Source organism: Halorubrum sp. B53 (assembly GCF_059752395.1).
Window position 1 is genome coordinate 1 of sequence record NZ_MWTH01000002.1, and the last position, 22,111, is coordinate 22,111.

The following is a 22,111-nucleotide window of genomic DNA, read 5'->3' on the forward strand; positions in this document are numbered from 1 at the left end:
ACTCGCCCGAAGGCACGCCTTCGGCGAGTTCGACTCTGGTAGGGCCCAGAATAGAGTCTACGAGGACGAACAGATCCTCGATCTGTTCGCCTCGGCATGCCTCACCCAGGGAAGTGCCCATTCAGAGGGTGAAGCCGGATGGTTTCTCGACGAGAACGACGTCTGTGACGACTCGACGTTCCTCCGAGTGATCAAGCAGTTCGCAATGCCGGCTGATCAAGAGGTATCTGTCCCACTCCAAGAACAACAGATCGAGGATATCGTGGCGTTCACCGAGGTTTTTCGCGAGCATCTCATGGACGCATTCGATACCGCGACGGAGAACATCCTCCAGACGATTCGGTACGAAGATCCATTCGACGACCGCCACGTCGTGGCGGCCGTCGATTTCACGCACGTCCCCTACCACGTCTGGCCGTGGATCGACAAGGACGAACAGATCCCAAAGTCGACGTACCCGCCCATGGTGAGCGGGTACGTCGACGACGGTGAGTTGAAACACGGCTACACGTTCGCGACGATCACGATCGTCGGGAACGACGTTCCGATCATCTTGGGGATTGAGGGCGTCAAGGAACACTCAGACTGGGAACCAGCCGAGGTGCCAGCTGACTCGAAAGCAGACGCCGTTGCGCGTCTGCTTTCGAGAGCCCAGCAGTACGTCGATCTGGACGAAATTCTGTTGGATCGTGGCTTCTACACGAGAAACGTCCGTGCAGAGATCGACGGTCGTGGACTGTTATACACGATGCCAGTGCCGAAATACGAGTCAGATTACGAGGCGATCAAGCACATCAAGAGCAAAGACGGGGTAGACGCAGCTGTCAACCACGACGTCCCCGTCGGAATCGACGGGGGCGTCGATCATACTGCAGAGTATCTGTACGTTCCAGCCACCAGTGACGACGCTGATGGAGAGTACGCCGTGTTCGTGACCAACCGCGATCACGTCGTTCCCGACGAGATCGCTCACGTTACGAACAGTTACGGCCGTCGCTGGGACATCGAAAACCAGTACAAGTCGGTGAAAGCGTACCTTCCGAAAACCTCCTCGACAGACTACAGAGTACGGTTGTTCAACTTCACGTTTGCAGCATTACTGTACAATCTGTGGCGGCTCACCGACTTTCTGGTGAAAGTCGGCATGGAGCGAGAAATCAGATCGCCGCCAGTCGTGACCGCCAGGACGTTCGTCCGGGCGGTCGGCCACTCCCTCCGAAAAGCCGGATGAGAAGGTGCTGCTGCACCTGTCGCTCGCCTGCGGCAAGCCGCAGGACTCGCGGTCTGAGCACGATATCGGCTGTTCTCTTCCAATCGGCCCGTCTCTCCTCGCCAGCCAGCGACCGATGCATAGCATTTCCGTGAGAACATCTCAAACTTCGTCTGATTCGACCGATATTCATTTGTAGACGCTCTATATCCCGAAAACGTGGTAGTTCAGAGTTTCGGAGTTTGGGAGCCGATGCGTTCCTTATTTTCACGCTGTCTGCGAATGGACAGGCTTTCGTCTGGCGATTAGGATGCGGTCGCGGAGTATATATCTCAGAAAAGGTTTCTGAGTGATAGAAACGTGTAACCACAAGACTGCTCCTGTTTCACAGGTTCTTCACAAGAACAGAAGGCACGCATCAATTCCATCCTCCGAGGTTGTGGGTCGTTGAGACTGTCAAAAACGAGTACTCTCCGTATTACGATGAGTGACCTGTAGAGACAAAATAGCGAGGAATGTGTTTCACTTCCACCCCGCTTACTCAGCCTTTATGTTACTTGGTTGCTAGAATTAGATATGGTCAGTTCACCATCTGAGGACAACGGTTACGCCTATTCTTGGGCAGAGGCAAAGCGGTTAGCACGCGAGCAAGGGTACGGAGTAAAAATCACCGTTCCGAAGACTGCCGAACTTACGCTCCCACCGGGATTCGAGCGTTCGTATTGGTCAATTGAAGCTGGTGCAGAGGCAGTGTACCGGGATCAGCGAGAGACGGATAGCTTCCAGATCCGGGAGTACGAGGACGAATGGACAATCGAATTAGACCGCCACAACCCAGAGACCGGCAATGCGATCGCCCACGGGATCTATGATGCACCGAAGTATACCCTGGCCGCTGTCGGAATTGCAGGTGCAGCCGTTAGCAGCTTTAGTTCTTAAGACATGACGGTTTACGAGATCAGTTACGATCTACACGAACCGGGACAGGACTACGAAGAGATCCACGAGGCGATCGAGTCCCTAGGTCCGACATTTGATGCTCTTGAGTCTACATGGTTGGTTGACGTTTCAAACAAAGGCGCTGGTGATATCGCCGATGAGCTGACTGGTGTCACCGACACGAATGACTCAATCGTCGTAACTCAAATCCCAGAGAAAGGTGGAGGAAGGTGGGCGTATCGTAATGTTTCAGGTGGTCTTGGGGATTGGTTTGATGAACACCTATAGCATTTAGGCCGAAATCAATTACAAATTATTCGAATAGTATATACTGGTATTATTACTCAATCTTTGCCTTACATCTATATTGAAAGAGACGAGAGTGGATAATATGGCTACAAGGATGGCCACCCGGCTCCAGGAGTTTTTTGAACAACGAACGAACGGCAATCTCCGTAGTATCGTCAAATACGAGGAGGAATCCTACGAGATTGTCCATCTAAGGGATGATGTTGTTGAGCAATATACGACTGATGAGATCGAATCTGCAATCGATGAGTCCCGGATGGAGTCGTTAACGGCACCAATCTACGAAGACACCTTCTCGGAAGACCACGGGCAGCTTACGTGCCTAGTTCAGTGCTTCGAGAACGTTATTGAGATGAATTTCGTTCTCGAAGATGGGTTGGGAGCCGCAGTCGCTCTTGATGCGGAAGCGATGGCTGATGCCCACGGACTTGTAGCTGAAGCAAGGCGGATCGTCCTCGAAGAACGGAATTAGTCCTGAGCAAAAGGCCATCCATTAGAATAGTTTTTAGAGGGTCTGCATTACCCATCCACGAAAATGATCAAGATAAATAACAATTCCACTGATAGAGTATAAAAAAGCAGCTGTGGTTACTCCTGTCGATTCACTCGAAATTTTTTAGTCTGATAAATGGGTCAGTAGGATTAAGAAGTGATTAATTCTGTTCACTAGCCAGGGGGAGTTCGATGACTAATCTTACGACAATTCTCGTACCGATCCGATATCCACTCACCGATCAAAGTGCCCGAACGCTCGCAGCCGCTGGCCGGCTCGCACACGACCACGCCCCAGCAGACCTCCGAGTACTCCACGTCAATCTCTTCCAGACAGGAGATAATACCCAAACAGCGGAACTCACTCGGTCAATTTCATCAACACTCGATGGCGTCGAGGCCTCAGTGACCACGCGTCAAGGATTTCTCGTCGAAGAAGTAATTCTCGAGGAGACAACCCAGATTGGCGCGGATATTGTGGTTGTCGGAGCGAATCAACAGCCAACTTGGCGGCGCATCCTGCGTCGCCTACTCCAGAACGACCCCGAAGTCAGCACATTCCTACGCGCCAAGACAACCCCTGACACCGAGGTTATGGAAGTCGACACGACGGCTGAAACACCCGCCGTCAATCCGGTGTGACACGGATCCGATAGTGCACATATGGACCGACTAATTTTTCATGTAGGCAGTATCAGTTCATAGGATCGGGCCACGGCTTTTATATGGGTTTGGGCATACTTTGTGAATGTCTGGCATACAGAGGCATACTATTTATGAACGGATTTCACCCGACAGGGCGGGATTCAGACACGTCCATAATGTCTCAGTCGGGGTCCGTTCAGATCGGGCTACTCCTTACTCACCAAGCTAATAGCGAGCGTCTGGCCGAGTGGTTATCTTCGAAGTATGAGGTCGTTCAACCAGACGACCAATCTCTGGCTCAGTCGAATTGTGACCTTTATATCGTGGATGAATCGATGCTGGAAACGCATTACACTCCGCTTCAACAACTCAAAGAAGAGTCGAATCCTACGTTTCTTCCATATCTCTTGGTTTCGACTAACGCCGACACCCATCCGAGCGATCCAGCGGTGTGGGATCTCGTTGATGAGATTATTTCCATCCCGACTCAAAAGCGGGCACTCCACCATCGGCTTGTTAATCTCCTCGAACGGCGCGAACTCTCAGTAGACCTGTCAACAGATCTGGAACAGCAGCGTGACCTCTTCCGCAATATCTTCGAATCTTCGAATGACGCAGTCTTCATTATTGATCCTGAATCGGAAGAGATCCGCGAATGTAACCCCCAAGCCTGTGAACTGCTGGAATACCCCAGAGACGAACTCCGCTCGTCCTCTCCGGATGTCATTCATCCGGACGAAAAATCCGAATTTGAGGCGTTCGTCGACAGTGTCCTCGAAAACGGTGAGGGGTATACCACCGCGTTAACCTGTCGAACCAAAGACGGAGAACAACTTGAGGCTGAGATCTCCGCCTCTGCACTCCAGATAGATGGGCGCCCTCATATGCTCGCCAATGTTCGCGACATCACAACTCGCTACGAACAGCGACAGGTCCTGAATAGGCTACACGACGTGGCAACTGAGCTGATGCGAGCCCCCACGAACCACGATGTTGCAGAGGTGACGATAGCCGCCGCAAAGCGGGTCTTCGAGTACGACATTGCTGGTGTTCGGCTCTTAGATGAGGAGACGACCCCTGAAACCCTCGAACTCGTGGCCGCGACCAACGAAACATACGAGCTCTTAGATTCCAACCCGACCGTGTACGAGCGGGGCGAGAGCGTAGTAGGAGGTGTATTTGAGGAACAAGAACCAACCATTCTCGACGATATCCAGTCGAATGAGACGCCATTCGAGTACGAGCCCATTCGGAGTGTAATGTGTTTCCCTCTGGGCGAACACGGAGTGTTGAGCATCGGAGCAACAGAAGCCGCTGCGTTCGACGGCACGGATGCCGAATTGACGAGTATCTTGGCTGCGAACACGACTGCTGCACTCACGCGAGCACAGCGTGAGCAGGCGTTAAGCGAACAGACGGAGTATTTCAGTGCTCTCTTCGAGAACGCGACTGACGCCATCGCAGATGTGAAATTTGAGGACGATACTCCGTGTATCCAAGATGTCAATCCGGAGTTTGAACGGGTGTTCGGCTATGACAGCGCCAACATCCGTGGGAGCTCCCTCACCGATCTTGTCGTCCCATCAAGTGAAGAGGCGGCATCCCAATCGCTCATCGCTCGTGCGCTGGCAGGCGGGCGTAGTACCGTTGAAACTGAAGGGCGTCGCGAAACGGCATCTGGACGGCGAGACTTCCTCATCCGCGTCGTCCCGATCCAACAGAATGGAGAAAACCTCGGCGCCTACGTAGTGTATACGGACATCACCGAGCAGAAACGCCGCGACCAGCAGCTTCAGGTTCTCAATCGTGTCCTTCGACACAACATTCGGAACAAACTGAACGTCGTCCGTGGAGTTGTTGAATGGTCACTTGACGATGAGAGACACGTTCCAACGTCTCTTGCAAAGAACGGGTTGGCCGCCGTAGATGAACTCCTCAATCTAAGTGAAACAGCGCGGACCCTTTCGAAAGGGACCAATCCGGAACATAATCTCGAACCCGTTCCGATTGCCCACCTCATCGAGCAACCGGTGACAGCACTTCAAGAGCAGTATCCCGACGCCGAGATTTCGATGACGATTGAGACTGACCAGAGGGTGGCTGGGACCGTGCAAGTAGACCGTGCGCTGAAGGAGCTATGTGAAAACGCTATCAAACACTCCAATCAGGCGACTCCCTCGGTGAGCATTACGGTCGAACCAGCGGAAGATGAGACTGAGTGGGTAATACTTACTGTCGAAGATAACGGCCCAGGAATCCCTGAGGAACAGCAGGCCGTGCTCCAGGAAGGAAAAGAGACCCAACTCCAGCACGGAAACGGACTCGGTCTCTGGGCTGTTCACTGGATCGTCACCATCGCCGGAGGAGATCTACAGCTGTCCAACGGTGACGATCAAGGAGCAACTGTGACGCTCAGACTCCCCACAGTCGGGTCGAGCTACCGCCTACAAACCCATTCGGAGACACCAATATGACAGAGTCAAACCAGGAGACGGAACAAGAACCGGCCACAATCCTTGTCGTTGATGACGAACAGGGGTTGGCTGACCTATACGCTCTCTATCTCCAAGAGGACTATACCACACGGACTGCATACGATGGCGAAGAGGCCCTCGACATCATCGATGATGATGTTGACGCTGTGTTGCTTGATCGACGGATGCCGGGGATTTCAGGTGATGAGGTACTCACCACGCTTCGTGAGCGTGGGTACGATCAGCCCGTTGCGATGCTCACCGCAGTTGATCCAGGTGAGGAAATCATCGATCTGGATATCGACGAGTACTTTGTGAAACCGATCTCCGAAGAAAGGCTTCGAGAGGCTGCTGAAACACTACTTGCGCGAAGGCGGTACGACGAGGAGTTCCGTGAGTACTTTGCCGTGATATCGAAGAAAGCAGCGCTGGAAGAGTCGATGAGCGACCAGCAACTCGCATCAAGTGACGCCTATGCGAGACTAGAGCAGGAGGTTGCAGAGGCGAAGGACGCAGCAGATTCAGCACTTACGGAGATGATGGCGACAGACGCCTTCGCCGGATTCCGTAATTTCTGATATACCATACCAACAACTATGATAATCAAACCTACAAATCAGCCGAGAGCAAGCAACGTCGAACGTACCCGAAAGAGTCCGAAACAGTGGGAAAGAAACGTATGAACGACAGTATCTCTATTCGTCGTAATGATTTTGATCTAGATTCAACGACCGAAGTCTCACAGGGGAGCGTTGAATACGACTCATCACTTGAAGCGTATCGGCTGAAACACGACTGGTCGACTAACGAGTCGCTCAGCGTATCGGTGCTTTCCGTAATCGAGGTAGCGTCAAAGGTATCGACAGACGAACTACCGCCGTTGCTCGAACGTGTCGATCCAGATGGACTGGATAGTCTTTTCGCCCCAACCAAGTCGGGGACGACAAGAGCGCGCGGACAGGTGGCATTTCCATATGCAGGATTCCAGGTGACAATCGCCGCAGATGGACTGATCACTGTCCAGCAGATTCACACAGAGGAAACCCAATGACCGATAGCTCTGACCCCCAGCCGATGACGGAGACTGCACAGGCATTCGACCGCGTTGCCACCGGAGTTCGTGGCCTCGATACGATTCTCAATGGCGGGCTCGTGTCCGAGCGAAGTTATCTCGTTCGAGGCAGACCAGGCACCGGAAAAACGATTCTGGGATTGCATTATCTCACACAAGGAACAGCGCAGGGTGAGACGTCGTTGTTCATCAATCTCGAGGAAGCAACTGCGGACATCGAACAGAATGCAGCTGTGCTTGGCTTCGATGTCGAGGACGTTCATTTCCTCGATCTGAGCCCAAAATCGGATTTCTTCGCCGACGACCAAGGTTACGACATCTTCGAATCCAGCGAGGTCGAACGCGATCCAATAGTCGAAGAAATCACCGAACGAGTATCGGCACTCGAGCCGGATCGCGTGTTTGTCGATCCGATCAGCCAGCTCCGATACCTCTCGACCGACCAGTATCAGTTCCGCAAGCAGGCACTCTCGTTTATGCGACTACTGGGTGAAGCGGGTGCGACCGTCTTGTTCACGACACAGGCAACCGAAGACGCCCCAGATGACGACCTCCAGTTTATGAGTGACGGGATGATCGAACTCGGATACGCATCGACTGGCCGGTCGATCAGCGTCCCGAAGTTCCGGGGATCAGCGACTCGAAGTGGAGACCATGCAGTGAAGATCACCGATAACGGACTAGTCGTGTATCCGGAACTCGCCCCGGGTGACTACGAACAAGAATTCGTGGATGAACCTATCTCTGCGGGTGTGCCAGAAGTCGATGAACTACTCGATGGCGGGCTGGACCGAGGCACTGTGACAGTTATTTCCGGGCCAACCGGGGTCGGGAAGTCGACGACTGGCACGCAGTTTATGAAGGAAGCAGCTGGCCGGGGCGAACGGTCGGTGATGTATCTCTTCGAGGAAACTGAGGGGACCTTTATGCGACGATCGGAGGCGGTCAACATCCCCGTCGCAGAGATGCGCGACCGAGGGACGCTCAATGTCGAAGAGATCGAAGCCCTAGAGACCTCGCCCCAGGAGTTCGCCAATATGGTTCGCGAAGAGGTTGAGGACAAAGGTGCCGAAATCGTGATGATCGATGGGATTTCAGGCTACAAACTCGCGTTAGAAGGCGAAGAGGGCGAGCTTGTCACGCATCTCCACTCTCTCGGCCGGTATCTCAAGAATATGGGTGTGACGGTCATTATGGTCGAAGAGATTGCCAATATTACGGGAGAGTTTCAGGCAACCGATGTTGGGATCAGCTATCTCGCGGACAACATCGTCTTTCTCCGCCACCTCGAATTACAGGGCGAGATGCGGAAAGTCATCGGCGTCCTGAAAATGCGTACCAGTGACTTCGAACGGACGCTGCGAGAATTCAAAATCACCAAGCACGGAATTACCGTCGGAGAGCCACTAACACAGCTCCGTGGGATACTCAGCGGAACCCCGGAATGGACTGACGGACCAAACTCGGCTGAACAGTAATTGAGATCCTAATGGAACCTCCGAACAAATATAGCAACCAACGGACGACGGTTCTCCTGCTGATCCAGAGTGACCGGAACCGCGAATTGCTTGCCAAGCAACTGGAGGGGGAGTATATTGTTCAGACCCACACCGATACACCGTTTGAAGATCCCCAATTTGACTTGTGTCTGGTCGATGCTCGTTCCTTAGGGAGGTTTGAGGACGAACTCCAAGCTGTAAAAGCCGGAACAGCGCCGACGTTTTTGCCGTTCCTCTTACTTACTGGTGAGAAATCACCGGACGAATTCGCCAGCAATATCTGGGATATCGTTGACGAATTGATCCAGCGCCCGGTAAGTAAGGCCGAATTGAACGCACGGATCGATAACCTCCTGAAACGTCGCCGGCTGTCGCTCGAACTCACACGGCAGAAAGAACAAAGTGACCGGCGGTTTGAATCGCTCTTCCAGTCCACCCCGGATCCAGTCGTTGTAGTGAAACCGGATGGAACCGTTACCGAGGCAAATAACGCCTTCGCCGAGGCGTTCGGGATCGACGTCGAACACCTGGAGGATCGACCGATTACCGACTTCGAATTCACGCCATCTGAGTCGCTGGAGCGGGTTCTTCTGAGAATTGATGACGGTGATCGGACGGCAACAGTTCAGTGGGGGCAAGATGATGAAAATTCACAAGTAATGGAGTTAAACACGGAGGCTATCACCGGGTTGGGTGAAGCAGCCGAGCGTATCGGAATATTCAGAGACGTCACAGAGCGAGCGAAACGCGAAGAGGAACTCGCCCGACAGAACGACCGGCTTCAGGAGTTTGCCAGTACGGTTGCCCACGACCTGCGTAACCCCCTCAACGTCGCGAGTGGACGCCTCGAACTGGCACGCGAGACAGGGGACGTAGAACATTTCGAAGCGGTCGAACAGTCTCACAAGCGGATGGCAGAGATGATCGACGAACTCCTTTCGCTCGCAAAGCAGGGACAAGCAGTTCTTGATCCGAACGCAGTAACGCTCGCAGATGTCGCCACTCAGGCCTGGGAGCATGTTGAAACAGCGGATGCCTCCCTCGAGATTGATGTTGAACCCTCGACGGTGATACTGGCTGACGAAGGACGGTTGTGTGAACTCTTCGAGAACCTATTTCGGAACGCAGTCGACCACGGTGGAGACAGTGTCACTGTCAACCTCGGTCTCCTCAATGATAGTGCGGGATTCTTCGTCGAAGACGACGGACCGGGAATACCTCCGGAGAAACGGAGCGAGGTGTTTGAAGCGGGGTATACTGATGCTGCGGAAGGCACGGGCTTTGGGCTCTCGATTGTGCAACAGATCGTTGATGGGCACGAGTGGGCGATCGCTATTTCAGAGGGGGCTACAGGCGGAGCACGATTCGAGATCAGCAATATCGAACTCGACCGTGTGTAGCGTGATTGGGGAGGGTGTCATACAACGAGTCACATCCGCCAGTGTTCGGAATTCTCGAATCAGGAAATACAGAACAAGCACGTGTCGGGCGGGTTCGGGTACCCGTACACGCTCATTCGGTCAGCCAATCGATGATCTCTTCGGTATCTTTGACGACGACACCGATGTTCTCCAGTTCTCGTACTCCTTGTTCGTAGACCCCGGATGTCGCGTCGGGTGCGAAGACGATACGGTAGTCACGTTCGCTCGCCTCGTAGATCGTTGTCCGCGGACAATTTGGGAAGTTACAGCCACACACGACGATCGTATCGACTGAGCGGCTATCCAGAAGGTCGGTCAGATTCGTCTGATAGAACGCGCCCCAGCGGGGCTTGTACATCACGTGTTCATGCGAGGCGATCCCCTGAACCTCACCGTTCAACAGTCGGTCAGCGTCAAGGTGGACGTCCGCCGAAGGTTTCAATTCAGCCACCAGCTCCGCGCCGTCAGTCCCAGGGCGAACTATTTCAGCTCCAGCTTCTATATCTGCTCGCCTGCATTGATCGACGTTTGAGCCGTCTTCTCGATACAACCGGACTACGTGGACGATAGGAGCCTGCCGAGAACGGAACGTTTTGACGAGTCGTCGCATCTGTGGCACTGCTTCGGCAGTACCGTCAATTTCGGCAGGAGCATCTGACAGCGTGAAATCGTTTTGCGTATCGATGGTCAGCAATGCTGCACTTTCTCTGTGCGGGCGGACGTACTCGTTCATATAGTTAGATCAATAACACCAGTATTAGACGTTCGGTTCAGCCAGTCCACAGATGCACTAAGCAACTGATTCATCCTCCACTGGCTGAAAGAAACACTATGCGAAGAGCTGTATGACTCCCTCTGGTAAGAGTCTAATTCGACTTTGGGTTGGGCTGATCTGTAAAAGCGAAGGTCGACCTCCCTAGCCCAGAACTCAGATCATATCGTTCTCGATGGGGAGGTCGAGATACCACTGTAGATCATCGTTCGGGATGTCTTCGGAATGAAGCCACACGCGAATCGTCGTCCCTTCGTCAACAGCAACTGTAAGCTTGCCTCCAGAGCGAACAACAGTCCAATAAACGAACCACAAGCCCAATCCCTGGCCGTGTTCCAGTTGGGTCTCCATCCGACCACGCAGAATGTTTCGCTCCATCTCCGGAAGTCCAGTCCCATTATCATCGATCTCAATCACAACCCAGTCGTCGTGCTCTGTTTCGGACTGTAGACTCAGCTTGAGCTCCGGGTCCTCGTCTGTGTGGGTGATAGCGTTCTCCCCAAGTTCATACAGTGCCGGCTTGAGATACTCGTTCGCAAATGCAGTCTGCGAGTCGGGGATTTCGATATCGACCGCTGCCTCCGGATGACGTTCACGAAGTTCAGTAGCGACGGCAGACAGGAGTGATCCGAGCTCTTGTTGTTCGGGTGGGCCGGCGTCTCGGGCAACACTTTCGAGATTTCGGGCGGTCTCCCCTAATTCGGTAAGATTGTCCGCGCTGGCCACAATCCGTTTCGCTAGCTCTTGTTCGTCGCCAGTGAGTCGTTGAGTAAGAAGTTCGGCATAGCCGCTGACGACATTCATCGAATTCCGGAGATTGTGGCGGAGGACGCGGTTAAGAACGGCATTGAGTCGGTCACGATCTGCGAGTTTGTATTCGTACCGCTTGGCCTCAATCTCCGTGCCAACGACGCCAGCGACGAGCTCGACGAACGCCCGTTCAGAAGCGGAGAACTCTCTGGTATGCGGCGCCTTGGAAACGAAGCAAACCGTGCCATATATCGTCCCCTCCACTGAGATCGCCGCCCCGAGGTAGCATTCAAGATTGTGTGTCTGATACGCAGGATCGTCTGCCCAACCTTGTTCACTGGCATGGGAGATCGCGAGTGGAGAGTCCTGTTCGATTGTCCGGCGACAGAACGTCGTCGCGTGTGTATGTTGCGCACCGACCTCAAGGAGTTCGCCCTCTCCTCCGGCGCTCGCGATAACATCATGGATGCCCCGCTCTTTATCAATCCGTTTGATATGCCCGTTTTCGACGCCAAGGTATTCGCAGCCTAGGGTAAGGAGTCGATTGAATTTCTCAGACAGTGTGAGTTCTTGGTCTTCTCGAATCTGGTACACTTCCCGTCGATACGCATCTTCCTCCGATGGGCGGGAAGGTTCCTCAGAAGACATCGTTAGTTAGGCTTCGGGACACACAGGTATCATATTTGGGATGAGGGTGCCCAGTATCGTGAACGACTTTCGTTGAATCCCCGCTGCATATGGAATGACTTTCCGACAGTCAGGCCCCGTTGTTTGAATAGTTGAACCCCGCCTGCCCTGGCCGGCGTATCTCAGTATGGAGTCGTGACGGATTGTATCCCCGAAATTTTGAACCGTGCACCACCGTCACTCCCGTCAGTAACTGCTACCGTCCAGCCGTGAGCTTCGACGACCCGCCTGACGATTGCGAGGCCGAAGCCCGTGCCCTCTTGATGCGTCGTATACCCGCTTTCGAACACGTCCTCACGCTCAGCTGTCGGAATTCCTGGACCTGTGTCCTCGATATAGAAGCCATCGCCATCAGTGAGAGCTCCCACTCGAACGGTCACTCCGTCGCCGCCGTGCTCGATCGCATTTCGATAGAGATTTTCGAACACTTGGACGAGACGACTGCGATCGGCATCCAGGTGTAGATCCGTCTCGACCTCGAGTGTTGCAGCGTCGGTTGCGACGTTTTCCCAGGCCTGCGTGGCGAGTTCGTCCAGCGAAATTGTCTCCGTCTCGCCAACGGCATCGCCCTCACGGGCGAGCGTCAACATATCTTCGATGATTCGTTCTATGCGATTCAACGCCCGTTCGATGGCCTCGAGATGGTCACTATCGCTCTCGATAAGCTCAAGCCGTCCCTGGGCAACATTCAACGGATTCCGCAGGTCGTGGGAGAGGAGACTGGCGAACTCTTCGAGGCGGTCGCGCTCCCGTCGAATGGTTGCCTCTGCGGACAGCCGCTCAAGGGCTGTCACGACGTGAGTTGCCAGCATTTCCGCGACGTCCTCGTCGCGTTCGGTGAACGCGCCCGGCTCTGACGCGAACACCTGCAGGACACCGTAGCCTTCGAGTGGAGTACTCAACAACGCTCGGGGATCCTCACCTAGTTGGGGTTCAGACTCAGTCCCGCCATCGCGGATCGTTGACGTGGCTGCTGACCGCGTGTCGGCGAGATCGTCGATTCGAAGCACGGTGCCGGTTTGATAGCTCTGTCCGGCGTACCCGAACGAGAGCGGAACCGGATCACTAGCATCGACATCGTCAGAATCGGAACTGACGGTTGGAACTAGCTGGTCACCCTCAACTACGGCAACTCGCGCGACATCTGCACCGAACAACTCCACGGCGCCGTCAGCAGCCCGTTGGTGGACAGTCGCTCTCGAATCAGCCACGGTGATGTCAGTGGCGATCTCGTGGAGCTGGGTCACTTTCGTCGTGTGTTGATGGAGTCGGTGTTCGGCCGCCTTCCGGTCGGAGACATCCTGAATGACACCTGTAAACAGATGTTCGTCGGCAACAGCATACTCGCCGAAGCTAACCTCCACGGGAAACTCCTCTCCGTTCGCTCGCTGGCCGACCACTTCGTCCCCCGCCCAGTCGAGCGAGCGCTCGCCCGCTGACAAATACTGCGTCATCGCGTCGCGATGTGGTGCCTGCAACCGATCGGGCATCAGCATCGTGAGTGGCTTCCCGGTAAGCGACGCTGGTGAATATTCAAACAGCTCTTCGACGGCGTCGTTCGCGTACCGAATCGTGCTCGACTCGTCGATCGTAATAACGGCGAATGACGAGTTCTCGGTCAGGGCGCGAAACCGTTGTTCGGACAGTTCGAGCTCGTGTTCACGTGCTTCGAAACCGGTCGCATAGTAGCCGAGCAGGATTCCTGCAGCCATAAAGAGACCGACGTCATTAAGAACGAGAACAGTCGGCTCGCCGGCGGGTACTTGTTCGAGTGAGATGATGAATAGTACCCAGACGGTGACGGCCACGCCGACGAGTGCGCCACCAAGAATCCACATAGCCAGCTGAATGATACGGTCGGTTGGATGTGTTCGTGCCAGCCAAGTTCCGCCAATGATGAGGCTAACTCCGACAATAAACGGAAGTGATACTTCGATAAAATCCACGACAAGGTTGTTGGTATCAGTTATCGCGCGACCCAGAGTAAGTAACAGAAGGACAAACCCAAGGACAGTGACCGACCACTGGCTAGCCACGCGATACACCAGGTTCATTCTTATATAATACGACTTGGTGACCACTTAACAGACGTGGTCACCGGGTTTTCGGTGCATTCGTCGATCAACATAGGTGTGCGCGGATCGTAGCCGGATACACCACTTAGCAGGCAACCGACTACTGTGGCTCCTATTCTTCCGATTCGTCGGTCAGAACGTCGACGCTGTCCGGTGTGACAGCCAACCGGATTCCGTCGACCGTAAACCGTACTTCTACGTCTCCATATGGCGCGTTCACGAGCTGGTCAAGGGCGTCAACGTCGACGTAATCCTGGAGATGGAAGGCGTCGGCATCGAGCCCACGCGCCTCCAGCGTCTCAATAATATCGACAAGGAGATCATTCGGCTCGGCCGGGCTGTCCACTGGTGAAGAACTCATCTGTACGCTCAGAATGTCGGATGGCAGCCGTTTAAAGGTTTGTAGTCAACTACAGAAGCGATTAGCTTTGCTACTTGACGTAGCGCGTTCGAGATAGCGTCGGCGCAACCACAAGCGATTATGCGCTTTGATGCTGACTGGATGTCTCGCGCTGATGATCGGATTCTGGAACATCTCGCTGAAGAGGGCCCCGACACTCCCAAGGAAATGGCAGATAGCGGTCGCGTTCGCTTTTCTCGCCAACACATCAACGCTCGCTGCAAAACGCTAGTAGCCTACGGGCTTCTTGTCCACCTCGGTAACGGTGTCTACGACATAACCCGAGAAGGGGAACAGTACCTCAATGGCGATCTAGACGCTCGAGAATTAGTACGTGGAGGATAAATTCCCTCTTCTGGAGCTTGGAGTCAACAGGGCAGCGTAATTCCGAGTGGTAACTAGGTTGAGGAACGATTCCAATGCGAGTCTCATATAGAACCTCCTACGGAACAAAGTGGAATATGAGCCTACAGAGAATCGGTGACGACAGGTGAAGCTGGCCTTGCGATGCGAACGTTAGATAGCGGAATCACCATAGATGAGAGGCAGTCGGTTCCGTTCACACCAGAGTCCAACAGTATTTTGAGCGGCTTGCACCCGTAGACCGCTTCGTTCTAGATAATGCGTCTGGATTCTCCCCTGTCACACAGGAATATGCCCAGAATCGCCGGATACAGATCATCAAGGTTCGCACATAGTACGCTAATATCCGCACTCTTCACACTCCCACCGGTACCCCTCACTACGTCTTTTATCACTAACCGGCACTTGTAGAGATCCGCATCGGTAGCACTCATCAAAATTATCCTCGGGGAACACCTCCTCGAATTCGTCTATACAAGCCTCTAACTGCCGTCGTCGTGTGGATTTTCTAAACCATTCGTTCGAGTCCAAGATTCTCTTATCCAGTTCGTTTGCCTCCTTCCGCCAATCCGCTAACGATTCTAAGAACTCATCTATCGAGCTACTCTCTTCGAGATCCTCAATACAGTCCTCTATGGCTTTCCGTTTTATATCTGGTTCTGCGCGTTCACGGGCAGCATCCCAACTCCCTTTGTAGAAGCTGTCTTGCTGTTCTTTAATTTCCTCAGGTCTATCCTCCAGTTCACCAGCTTCCTTACGCCACTCCTGACAAAGAGAGTCTACGACATCCGAAATACTCATATCAAGAACTGTGTTTTCAAATGAAATAAGAATCCGGGTGAAAATACTGCTCTACCCTGCCTAGGCGAAGACTGCTAACTCCGGTGACTCCAGCTCCCATTCGCAGGCTTCACCAGCAAATAAATCGTTCTCGTCGATGAGAAATACCAAATCGATCCTCTGGAAGTGTGATGAATTGTTTTGAGGGATACTGCTTGATGAGGGGAGAACACTCAATTATTCATGGTATCTATTACCATGCGGAATGGCGGCATTCTACCGAGGCGGCGAGGAACGGGTCAACGTCTTTGAGGTCGATGAGAGGTATCTGTTCAAGCATTATTTTGACAACGAGGAGGTGTTCGATCGCCTCAAGCACTACTACAACAACCAGCATTATCGCTTCGAGGTCCCTCCGGACGAATTTACCCAGCTCCGATCGTTCCTCAGTGATCAAGGATACGGGCTAGTCATCGTCGATACGATCGAAGAATTCGTCGTCGTGGTGCAAAAATACACGACCCATCCCGACAACATCTTTAAACAGTCCGTGATCCAGCGCAGCGTCAGTAACTACAATTGTTTCTTGCTCACAGACCAAGAAGCGGTCGAACAGGCAACCCGTGACCACGCGACTCGGCTCATTGACACCGACCTAGCCAATCCATTCTAAACGAGAAACAACAGAATCACAGCGTTCGAGGATCCGGCTCAACGATACTGGCAAACGCAACGTTCTGTTGCACCTGTTCGATCTCGACAGTCGGTACCTCACCGGGCTGAGCCTCCGGAACAATCACGACGTACCCGCGGTCCACCTTCGCGATGCCATCCCCCTGGTCGCCAACCGCCTCAACCGACACGTCTCGAATTTTACCCTCCTCAACGGGTGGCTCAGGAGAACCGTGTTCACCGACAGCTGAGGAAGATCCTGACGGCGAATCTGAAAGATGGGACTCGGATCGGGCTGTTGTAGCCTCGGCTTCGAGAACGGCGATTCGATACGTCTCACCGGGCTGAATGGCATCGTGACGCACCTCATTCTCTGGAATCTCGAATGTGTAGCTCTCATCGTCGGACTCAATAGTCGCAGTAAATACCGAGCGAAGTGTGTCAGGGATCTCGACCATCACGAGAAGATTCAGCGTCCGACGCAAATAGTCGTTCCTCACGTCGTCAGTCGGGCGCATAGGCGTCCGCCACACAATCGCGAAGTTCCTCGGGCGTCGTCCATGTGTATGCACGATCAACACGATCCATCGAAAGGAGGTAGTGTGCGAACATCCCGTCGTAGGCCGCGTACTGTTCCTCCTCAGTCTCGTAGGTTCGATAAAACGCTCGCGTCCGATCCCGATAGGTCGGCTGATCGATGTAGCCCGCTTCCCACGCGTGCCCGCCCTGGGAGTGTTCGTATACCCCCACGATATGATCCGCGTAGCTGACCAACAGCTTGAATTTCGACGTGAAGAACTCCGAGACATCCAGAATATCATCCATCAGGAACGCGTCGACGCCATCATCTGAGTTCGAGGCAGCGGCATCACTCGCGAGTTGGTCGCGAACGGCTTCCAATCTGGGTCGCTCCTCCTCATCGTAGGAACCGAGAACAAAATAGGATGTGTTGTCGATGAACCGTCCGAGGTCCTCGTGCATCGCGGTCTGGATCGCCTCGACCCGCTTGGGTGTGAGCGTCTCGCCCGGCTGGTCACCCAATTTGTCGATGACGGCACGGGTAGCGTCGTCGTTGGCCATACTGGGCACCAGTCACTACCGCCACCTAACGGTACGGAAATACGACCGGAACTGGAATACGCAAGCACTCTGACTACCACTTCGGGTTTCACCGAAATGGTTATCCGACCGGGAGACAAACACCCATACACAATGTCCCGGCCTGACGCCACCCCGCTCACGCCAGCCGAGAACGCAGCCGGCCTCGATCCGATCGCAGCGTTGAGTGTCCTCGACGACACGACCCGCGCGAATATCATCGGGACGATTGTCGGTCACCCGAAAGGCGCGCCCTCGAAGAAGGAACTCGAATACTACAATCCGAGTATCGCAGCGTCGACGCTCACCGACCACCTCATCCGGCTGGAGGAAGTGGAACTGATCGAGGCCATCGAACGAGATCGTGAAGGGCTCGAACGGGGCCAGCCGTACCGGTTCTTTCAGCTCACCGACGCCGCACGCGAGCTGTTCGACCGGAACAACCTCTTCGAGCCCGACGCATACCGAGAACTGTTCGCTGAAGTCGAGAAAACAGACGAAATCAAGGCCGCCGAGGGCGTCGAGCGGCCGAACGGACGGAACTGAAACCCACATCAGGGCGTGCGTTTTGCCAGACGGCGAGCGCGAGATCCAGGATATTTCGGGAGCGTAACCAGCGCAAATCGGTGAAATTCCAAAAATATCGATTGTTTATGAGAAGACGCAGCGTTTTCTCTTGTATTAAGAGAGCAGCCCGGCTCGAAATACTTGATCTCGACGTGACGTCATTTCGTTAGTTAGGTTACGTCAATCCAGAATTTGGAGAGAGCAATCACCCCTCATGATAAACCCGAGTATATGTGAGGACAAGTTCCCCTTTCTCGTTCGATTCAGCATCCACTGCAAACACATCTCCGGGCTCGACGTCAAATTCGCGGGTAACCTCCGCAGGTAGAGAAAGATCCATCGTCGCTGTCCCTTCTCGGCCACGAGCCTTCACCGTCTTTTTCGCCATTACCTACTACTGTGTACAATGTACAGATACCAGTTTTCGGACATTTTGCGTAAAATGTACATATACAGTTTGGCTAGTGATACTATCGAGGGCATCAGAGCCATGAATCACCAATTACCAGGGAACGGAACCAGCACTAATGACCGAACTTGGAATCAGCTTAGTACTTTTCTCTCTAAATGGGCTGATACTGAGCAACAGATCGTCGCTTGCTTTAATTCGATTATACCACCACTCCAGTACGTCGATATTCAACAAGCCTTTCGATTTTTGTATATCCTCATCGGCCGATTCCGAACAAGGGACGTTGTTGCTCACGTCCATCTTGATCCGAGTACCGGCGATACCCAGACTAGTAACACATTCGAACAGTTTGTCGATGCAGTTGTCGAACCCGATACCGATGATGAATGGCGAATTAGACAGTAACATATAATGACAGATCCAACCGATAATCTATCGCGAAATGATAACGAACGCGCTGAAAATGACATTTACCGGGAAATCCACGAGTGGGTCTCCTCGAAGTCACTCAGCGAGACGGTTGTGACAGCACTCGCAGATTTCAAAGGGGTTGACGTCACCGAGATAGAACCACTGTATGAAAATATTGACCCAGATGCACTCGAAGCGTTGTTCGCACCAAACGGGAATGGATTTCGTCATAATGGACAAATTTCATTTTCATTCAACGACAAATACGTGACTATCCATAGTCACGGAGAATTTGCCGTCATCTCTATTCGGGAGAAACCACCGGAATCAGGAGTATAGGAATAAACCTAATTCCGGGTAAGCGTTCTGGAGTCATCCGTAGGGTGAAGAGGGTTCGTAGGTTTCGGCCCGTCGACGGTAATCGAGCTATCCGAGTGGAGGTGGTGACCGACATCAAGTTCGTGTTGATCGGCAACGTGCCGAAAGTTGCCTCCGGTGGATCGTTCTTTATCGCGGTTCCCATAGATGTAAATGAGGGTTCCGCGGTCGGCCAGCATCTCGAAGTAGGATTCGACGGCACGGAGTTGGTCGACACCCGTGTTTCGAGGTTTGTCTTTCAGGCGTTGGTGATATCGCCAGTGTGGATGATAAAATCGAATCCCTCGCCGCGTGTCTCATCGATGAGTTTCTCGAGGGATTCTGTGTCACCGTGGTTGTCGCCGCAGGCGAGAATCCGCTGTCGTGTCATATTGGGTAGTGGTGAGCAGATGCGATAAGACCAACGCTGGATTGTCCCAGAATTGGCCGCGATATACAGAACAGCGGTACGTTCAAGCGGTTGAAGTGTCTCGAGATGAATGACTGTGCCGTTTCGAGCACTTCTCGATGGAGAGATCGTCGCCCCCACGCAGGTTGCCGACCAGCAGCCAGTCGAGTGTCCGGAGTGTCGCGGTGTTCTCTACCCTCGCGGAGGTGAGCATCAAGCCCGTCACTTCTTCCATATCGGTGACGATGCTGCAGAGTCCTGTTCATCGGCAACGGGAGGGGAGTCGGATACACACGCTCGCTGTACGGCACTCGCCGTTGCCGCCCTCGGCAAACAGTTCCCCACCGCGACCCACGTCGGGGCCGAGGTCACAATCGATGTTACAGGGACAGCGACAACCCCGGAGACGCGGCGGGCTGACGCGTTTGTCGAGTTTCACGAGGAGAACCCCTACTTTGGGAAGGGACTCATCATCGAGGTACAGTACAAACACCATAGTAAGGATATCGAAGGGACGACTCACGATTATCTCTCGGCAGGATACTCGGTCGCATGGCTGACCCCCGACGACTTCGGCGACGAGCAACTTGACTACGACGTCGTCGACGACGCGTTCCGAGCCGACGATGGATGCGCCTACAGCACCCGCGAGCACGATCCGTGGGAGTTTGAGACGCGCGTCAGCGCGAATTTTGAGTGGGAGCCGCCGTCCAGAAAGTGCTTCCCCTATGCGGAAACAGGAAGCCACGATTGGCGGCGAATCCCAAGCTACGCACATCCGGATAGCTACGAGTACGAGTTCTGCCGGGGGTGCGGCTCACGCCGCCAGTACGATCAGACGCTCACTCGGTTCGTGTACGACTACGACGGGGTCCTCGCGCCAGAGGTTAGAATCGACGAGCTCCGGGATGCGATTATTATACACAGCGAAGTGGCGGACGACTTTGAGGGGTGGTTAGAAGCGAAGCGTCTCGGTCCCGGTCCTTCGTTCGAGACAGTCCTGGTGAATCGTGTTGACGTTGCGCCGTGTCGCGGGCCACGAGGCGTTCACGAGTGGGACCGGAAGGAAGTCATCGAGAGAGGGTATGACGACCGCATCGACATCGCTCTCTGGGAGTGCCAGTACTGTCCCGTTCATCTCCTTATGAATCATACCGGTGCTGGAGAGACGACGCCGATTTTGTTCGGGAAAGCCCCAGACCCGGAGTGGGGACTAGACTACCTATTCGTGAACCCCCGTAGATGTGGACATCGCTCGCACCGAGATCAAGCTGACTGGGACGACTGCCCGAGTTGTCGACAGCTGAACCCATAGGCCATTGTGGCTGTCTTACCGCTCTTCAGCACCCCAGCGTGACAGTAGTTTAAGTCGACGTAGCAGACAGTCGGCGATATGGACGAGCACGACTTGGAGACTGACCCTCTACCGACAGAGCCAGAAACTCCGATGGTGACCGACGAGTACGAGATACACCTCGCAGATGGGTGGACAGAGGAATCTTTCGAACGCGAGACGTATGGGACAGAGGAGACACCCGGCATCGAAGCACGGATCACTGCGGCCGAGAACACGGAACTCCGCATCGACCCGGTGGAGTACGAGGTAATCGGACGTCGACGGCGCATTCAAGGTCTCGAAGCTAACTTCGAGGCAAGCATCCACAGCGACGACGTGGCCGCCAAAGCCCAGGAAGCGGACGGACCGCTCCACGAACCCTGCCTGTTCGCCGTCCGGGCCTACTACACGCCGATCAGTTCGCCGGAGATATCGACGTACACGCTCACGGCGGATGGAGACGACGCTGTTGCGGTGGCGTGCTGGCTCTCGCACGCGACCGACCCGATGAGTTTCGGACAAGCGATCGAGGGAGCACTACAGGCGCAGGCTGGCGAGGATCCCGACCACTACGGTATCGACTATCCAAGTGACGAGGAACGCGTCGAGGATGTCTGTGTCAAGGATCCGAATCGGTGCGTCTACTCCGGCCAAACCACTCGAAGTCACCTACTTCGGCTTCCGTTCCGATACGCACCGCTCCTCGAAGATTATCCGGAGAACGCCGAGGCGCTACCAGCCGTTCCGCCACGAGTGGGCGGGTTCGAGGTTGCGGTTTCGCACACCGAATGGAGCGACCGCGGACTCTCAGAGGGGGCGTTGGAAGCGCCGATGGAACATATCGATAGTGGTGTGTACCAGCTCACGCGTGACGTTGCAGAACAGGCTGAGGGGTTCTCGGTCGAGGCGACCAGCTTCCGACAGAACTAGCGGCCGTACTTCGCGATCAAAACAGATCCTA

Annotated in this window: 26 protein-coding genes; 17 read left to right on the forward strand and 9 right to left on the reverse strand. The window is 54.1% G+C overall.

What is annotated here, in order from left to right; all coding sequences use genetic code 11:
- From B4V06_RS00650 to B4V06_RS00695, 10 genes are all read left to right on the forward strand, one after another.
- Positions 1 to 1,231 (forward strand): transposase (locus B4V06_RS00650; protein WP_498166622.1); only part of this gene is annotated, 1,231 nt, incomplete at its 5' end.
- Between the two features lie 555 nt (positions 1,232 to 1,786).
- Positions 1,787 to 2,149, forward strand: a complete 363-nt coding sequence (locus tag B4V06_RS00655) for a hypothetical protein (RefSeq protein ID WP_498166625.1) — start codon at positions 1,787 to 1,789, stop codon at positions 2,147 to 2,149.
- 3 nt (positions 2,150 to 2,152) lie between these two features.
- Positions 2,153 to 2,437: a hypothetical protein gene (locus B4V06_RS00660; RefSeq protein ID WP_498166627.1), complete on the forward strand. Its 285-nt coding sequence runs from the start codon at positions 2,153 to 2,155 to the stop codon at positions 2,435 to 2,437.
- A 103-nt stretch (positions 2,438 to 2,540) separates the two neighbouring features.
- A complete protein-coding gene (locus tag B4V06_RS00665) occupies positions 2,541 to 2,930 on the forward strand; it encodes a DUF7522 family protein (RefSeq protein ID WP_498166630.1) in 390 nt (129 codons plus the stop codon).
- A 212-nt stretch (positions 2,931 to 3,142) separates the two neighbouring features.
- On the forward strand, positions 3,143 to 3,592 hold the full coding sequence (locus tag B4V06_RS00670) for a universal stress protein (protein WP_498166632.1): 450 nt from the start codon (positions 3,143 to 3,145) through the stop codon (positions 3,590 to 3,592).
- A gap of 326 nt (positions 3,593 to 3,918) precedes the next feature.
- A complete protein-coding gene (locus tag B4V06_RS00675; RefSeq protein ID WP_498166635.1) occupies positions 3,919 to 6,069 on the forward strand; it encodes a PAS domain S-box protein in 2,151 nt (716 codons plus the stop codon).
- Positions 6,066 to 6,647, forward strand: a complete 582-nt coding sequence (locus tag B4V06_RS00680) for a response regulator (protein ID WP_498166637.1) — start codon at positions 6,066 to 6,068, stop codon at positions 6,645 to 6,647. Before B4V06_RS00675 ends, B4V06_RS00680 begins: the two co-directional genes overlap by 4 nt.
- A gap of 101 nt (positions 6,648 to 6,748) precedes the next feature.
- Positions 6,749 to 7,120, forward strand: a complete 372-nt coding sequence (locus B4V06_RS00685) for a HalOD1 output domain-containing protein (RefSeq protein WP_498166638.1) — start codon at positions 6,749 to 6,751, stop codon at positions 7,118 to 7,120.
- A gap of 23 nt (positions 7,121 to 7,143) precedes the next feature.
- Complete coding sequence (locus B4V06_RS00690) at positions 7,144 to 8,619, forward strand: ATPase domain-containing protein (RefSeq protein WP_498166641.1); 1,476 nt, start codon at positions 7,144 to 7,146, stop codon at positions 8,617 to 8,619.
- 11 nt (positions 8,620 to 8,630) lie between these two features.
- Complete coding sequence (locus B4V06_RS00695; RefSeq protein WP_498166643.1) at positions 8,631 to 10,040, forward strand: ATP-binding response regulator; 1,410 nt, start codon at positions 8,631 to 8,633, stop codon at positions 10,038 to 10,040.
- A gap of 112 nt (positions 10,041 to 10,152) precedes the next feature.
- Here the strand turns inward: B4V06_RS00695 and B4V06_RS00700 are convergent, their stop codons facing one another.
- From B4V06_RS00700 to B4V06_RS00715, 4 genes are all read right to left on the reverse strand, one after another.
- The gene (locus B4V06_RS00700) at positions 10,153 to 10,794 is read right to left on the reverse strand and encodes a cysteine hydrolase family protein (RefSeq protein WP_498166646.1); all 642 of its coding nucleotides are present in this window, start codon (positions 10,792 to 10,794) and stop codon (positions 10,153 to 10,155) included.
- A gap of 195 nt (positions 10,795 to 10,989) precedes the next feature.
- A complete protein-coding gene (locus tag B4V06_RS00705) occupies positions 10,990 to 12,231 on the reverse strand; it encodes a GAF domain-containing sensor histidine kinase (protein WP_498166649.1) in 1,242 nt (413 codons plus the stop codon).
- Positions 12,232 to 12,392: 161 nt separating this feature from the next.
- On the reverse strand, positions 12,393 to 14,324 hold the full coding sequence (locus B4V06_RS00710; protein ID WP_498166652.1) for a PAS domain S-box protein: 1,932 nt from the start codon (positions 14,322 to 14,324) through the stop codon (positions 12,393 to 12,395).
- Between the two features lie 133 nt (positions 14,325 to 14,457).
- Positions 14,458 to 14,706 (reverse strand): HalOD1 output domain-containing protein, encoded by a 249-nt coding sequence (locus B4V06_RS00715; protein ID WP_123622867.1) that lies wholly within the window; start codon positions 14,704 to 14,706, stop codon positions 14,458 to 14,460.
- A 120-nt stretch (positions 14,707 to 14,826) separates the two neighbouring features.
- On the opposite strand from B4V06_RS00715, the gene B4V06_RS00720 reads away from it, so the two are divergent.
- Positions 14,827 to 15,090, forward strand: coding sequence for a winged helix-turn-helix domain-containing protein (locus B4V06_RS00720; RefSeq protein ID WP_123622869.1), 264 nt, complete (start codon positions 14,827 to 14,829; stop codon positions 15,088 to 15,090).
- Between the two features lie 357 nt (positions 15,091 to 15,447).
- Here the strand turns inward: B4V06_RS00720 and B4V06_RS00725 are convergent, their stop codons facing one another.
- Entirely contained in the window at positions 15,448 to 15,909 is a 462-nt protein-coding gene (locus tag B4V06_RS00725; protein ID WP_498166656.1) for a hypothetical protein, read from the reverse strand.
- 244 nt (positions 15,910 to 16,153) lie between these two features.
- Here B4V06_RS00725 and B4V06_RS00730 point away from each other — a divergent pair, with 244 nt between their 5' ends.
- On the forward strand, positions 16,154 to 16,561 hold the full coding sequence (locus tag B4V06_RS00730; RefSeq protein ID WP_123622873.1) for a hypothetical protein: 408 nt from the start codon (positions 16,154 to 16,156) through the stop codon (positions 16,559 to 16,561).
- A 16-nt stretch (positions 16,562 to 16,577) separates the two neighbouring features.
- Here B4V06_RS00730 and B4V06_RS00735 read toward each other — a convergent pair whose 3' ends face one another.
- Both B4V06_RS00735 and B4V06_RS00740 read right to left on the reverse strand, forming a co-directional pair.
- Positions 16,578 to 17,018 carry a TRAM domain-containing protein gene (locus tag B4V06_RS00735; protein ID WP_498166911.1) on the reverse strand — a complete coding sequence of 147 codons (441 nt, stop codon included), beginning with the start codon at positions 17,016 to 17,018 and terminating at the stop codon, positions 16,578 to 16,580.
- Between the two features lie 46 nt (positions 17,019 to 17,064).
- Positions 17,065 to 17,640 carry a DUF8170 family protein gene (locus B4V06_RS00740; protein WP_498166660.1) on the reverse strand — a complete coding sequence of 192 codons (576 nt, stop codon included), beginning with the start codon at positions 17,638 to 17,640 and terminating at the stop codon, positions 17,065 to 17,067.
- Positions 17,641 to 17,772: 132 nt separating this feature from the next.
- Here B4V06_RS00740 and B4V06_RS00745 point away from each other — a divergent pair, with 132 nt between their 5' ends.
- Positions 17,773 to 18,204, forward strand: a complete 432-nt coding sequence (locus B4V06_RS00745) for an ArsR family transcriptional regulator (protein ID WP_498166663.1) — start codon at positions 17,773 to 17,775, stop codon at positions 18,202 to 18,204.
- Between the two features lie 226 nt (positions 18,205 to 18,430).
- Here the strand turns inward: B4V06_RS00745 and B4V06_RS00750 are convergent, their stop codons facing one another.
- On the reverse strand, positions 18,431 to 18,613 hold the full coding sequence (locus B4V06_RS00750; RefSeq protein ID WP_498166665.1) for a hypothetical protein: 183 nt from the start codon (positions 18,611 to 18,613) through the stop codon (positions 18,431 to 18,433).
- A 102-nt stretch (positions 18,614 to 18,715) separates the two neighbouring features.
- Between B4V06_RS00750 and B4V06_RS00755 the strand changes: the two genes are divergently transcribed.
- Positions 18,716 to 19,042, forward strand: coding sequence for a DUF7504 family protein (locus B4V06_RS00755; RefSeq protein WP_498166668.1), 327 nt, complete (start codon positions 18,716 to 18,718; stop codon positions 19,040 to 19,042).
- Positions 19,043 to 19,048: 6 nt separating this feature from the next.
- Entirely contained in the window at positions 19,049 to 19,387 is a 339-nt protein-coding gene (ddfA, locus tag B4V06_RS00760; RefSeq protein ID WP_498166670.1) for a DdfA family disk-determining factor, read from the forward strand.
- 277 nt (positions 19,388 to 19,664) lie between these two features.
- On the opposite strand, the gene B4V06_RS00765 is transcribed toward ddfA, so the two are convergent.
- The gene (locus B4V06_RS00765; protein ID WP_498166673.1) at positions 19,665 to 19,796 is read right to left on the reverse strand and encodes a metallophosphoesterase; all 132 of its coding nucleotides are present in this window, start codon (positions 19,794 to 19,796) and stop codon (positions 19,665 to 19,667) included.
- 109 nt (positions 19,797 to 19,905) lie between these two features.
- Between B4V06_RS00765 and B4V06_RS00770 the strand changes: the two genes are divergently transcribed.
- Together B4V06_RS00770 and B4V06_RS00775 are read left to right on the forward strand one after the other, a co-directional pair.
- Entirely contained in the window at positions 19,906 to 21,129 is a 1,224-nt protein-coding gene (locus B4V06_RS00770; protein ID WP_498166676.1) for a competence protein CoiA family protein, read from the forward strand.
- Positions 21,130 to 21,207: 78 nt separating this feature from the next.
- On the forward strand, positions 21,208 to 22,080 hold the full coding sequence (locus B4V06_RS00775; RefSeq protein WP_498166679.1) for a hypothetical protein: 873 nt from the start codon (positions 21,208 to 21,210) through the stop codon (positions 22,078 to 22,080).
- Positions 22,081 to 22,111 lie beyond the last annotated feature (31 nt).

Coding starts and splice junctions, on each gene's coding strand:
- B4V06_RS00720 (WP_123622869.1), top strand. CDS start 14,827: ATGCGCTTTGATGCTGACTGGATGTCTCGCGCTGATGATCGGATTCTG.
- ddfA (WP_498166670.1), top strand. CDS start 19,049: ATGACAGATCCAACCGATAATCTATCGCGAAATGATAACGAACGCGCT.
- B4V06_RS00740 (WP_498166660.1), bottom strand. CDS start 17,640: ATGGCCAACGACGACGCTACCCGTGCCGTCATCGACAAATTGGGTGAC.
- B4V06_RS00705 (WP_498166649.1), bottom strand. CDS start 12,231: ATGTCTTCTGAGGAACCTTCCCGCCCATCGGAGGAAGATGCGTATCGA.
- B4V06_RS00770 (WP_498166676.1), top strand. CDS start 19,906: ATGACTGTGCCGTTTCGAGCACTTCTCGATGGAGAGATCGTCGCCCCC.
- B4V06_RS00665 (WP_498166630.1), top strand. CDS start 2,541: ATGGCTACAAGGATGGCCACCCGGCTCCAGGAGTTTTTTGAACAACGA.
- B4V06_RS00765 (WP_498166673.1), bottom strand. CDS start 19,796: ATGACACGACAGCGGATTCTCGCCTGCGGCGACAACCACGGTGACACA.
- B4V06_RS00725 (WP_498166656.1), bottom strand. CDS start 15,909: ATGAGTATTTCGGATGTCGTAGACTCTCTTTGTCAGGAGTGGCGTAAG.
- B4V06_RS00710 (WP_498166652.1), bottom strand. CDS start 14,324: ATGAACCTGGTGTATCGCGTGGCTAGCCAGTGGTCGGTCACTGTCCTT.
- B4V06_RS00700 (WP_498166646.1), bottom strand. CDS start 10,794: ATGAACGAGTACGTCCGCCCGCACAGAGAAAGTGCAGCATTGCTGACC.
- B4V06_RS00670 (WP_498166632.1), top strand. CDS start 3,143: ATGACTAATCTTACGACAATTCTCGTACCGATCCGATATCCACTCACC.
- B4V06_RS00745 (WP_498166663.1), top strand. CDS start 17,773: ATGTCCCGGCCTGACGCCACCCCGCTCACGCCAGCCGAGAACGCAGCC.
- B4V06_RS00685 (WP_498166638.1), top strand. CDS start 6,749: ATGAACGACAGTATCTCTATTCGTCGTAATGATTTTGATCTAGATTCA.
- B4V06_RS00755 (WP_498166668.1), top strand. CDS start 18,716: ATGAATCACCAATTACCAGGGAACGGAACCAGCACTAATGACCGAACT.
- B4V06_RS00775 (WP_498166679.1), top strand. CDS start 21,208: ATGGACGAGCACGACTTGGAGACTGACCCTCTACCGACAGAGCCAGAA.
- B4V06_RS00695 (WP_498166643.1), top strand. CDS start 8,631: ATGGAACCTCCGAACAAATATAGCAACCAACGGACGACGGTTCTCCTG.
- B4V06_RS00750 (WP_498166665.1), bottom strand. CDS start 18,613: ATGGCGAAAAAGACGGTGAAGGCTCGTGGCCGAGAAGGGACAGCGACG.
- B4V06_RS00690 (WP_498166641.1), top strand. CDS start 7,144: ATGACGGAGACTGCACAGGCATTCGACCGCGTTGCCACCGGAGTTCGT.
- B4V06_RS00715 (WP_123622867.1), bottom strand. CDS start 14,706: ATGAGTTCTTCACCAGTGGACAGCCCGGCCGAGCCGAATGATCTCCTT.
- B4V06_RS00680 (WP_498166637.1), top strand. CDS start 6,066: ATGACAGAGTCAAACCAGGAGACGGAACAAGAACCGGCCACAATCCTT.
- B4V06_RS00735 (WP_498166911.1), bottom strand. CDS start 17,018: ATGGTCGAGATCCCTGACACACTTCGCTCGGTATTTACTGCGACTATT.
- B4V06_RS00660 (WP_498166627.1), top strand. CDS start 2,153: ATGACGGTTTACGAGATCAGTTACGATCTACACGAACCGGGACAGGAC.
- B4V06_RS00655 (WP_498166625.1), top strand. CDS start 1,787: ATGGTCAGTTCACCATCTGAGGACAACGGTTACGCCTATTCTTGGGCA.
- B4V06_RS00730 (WP_123622873.1), top strand. CDS start 16,154: ATGGCGGCATTCTACCGAGGCGGCGAGGAACGGGTCAACGTCTTTGAG.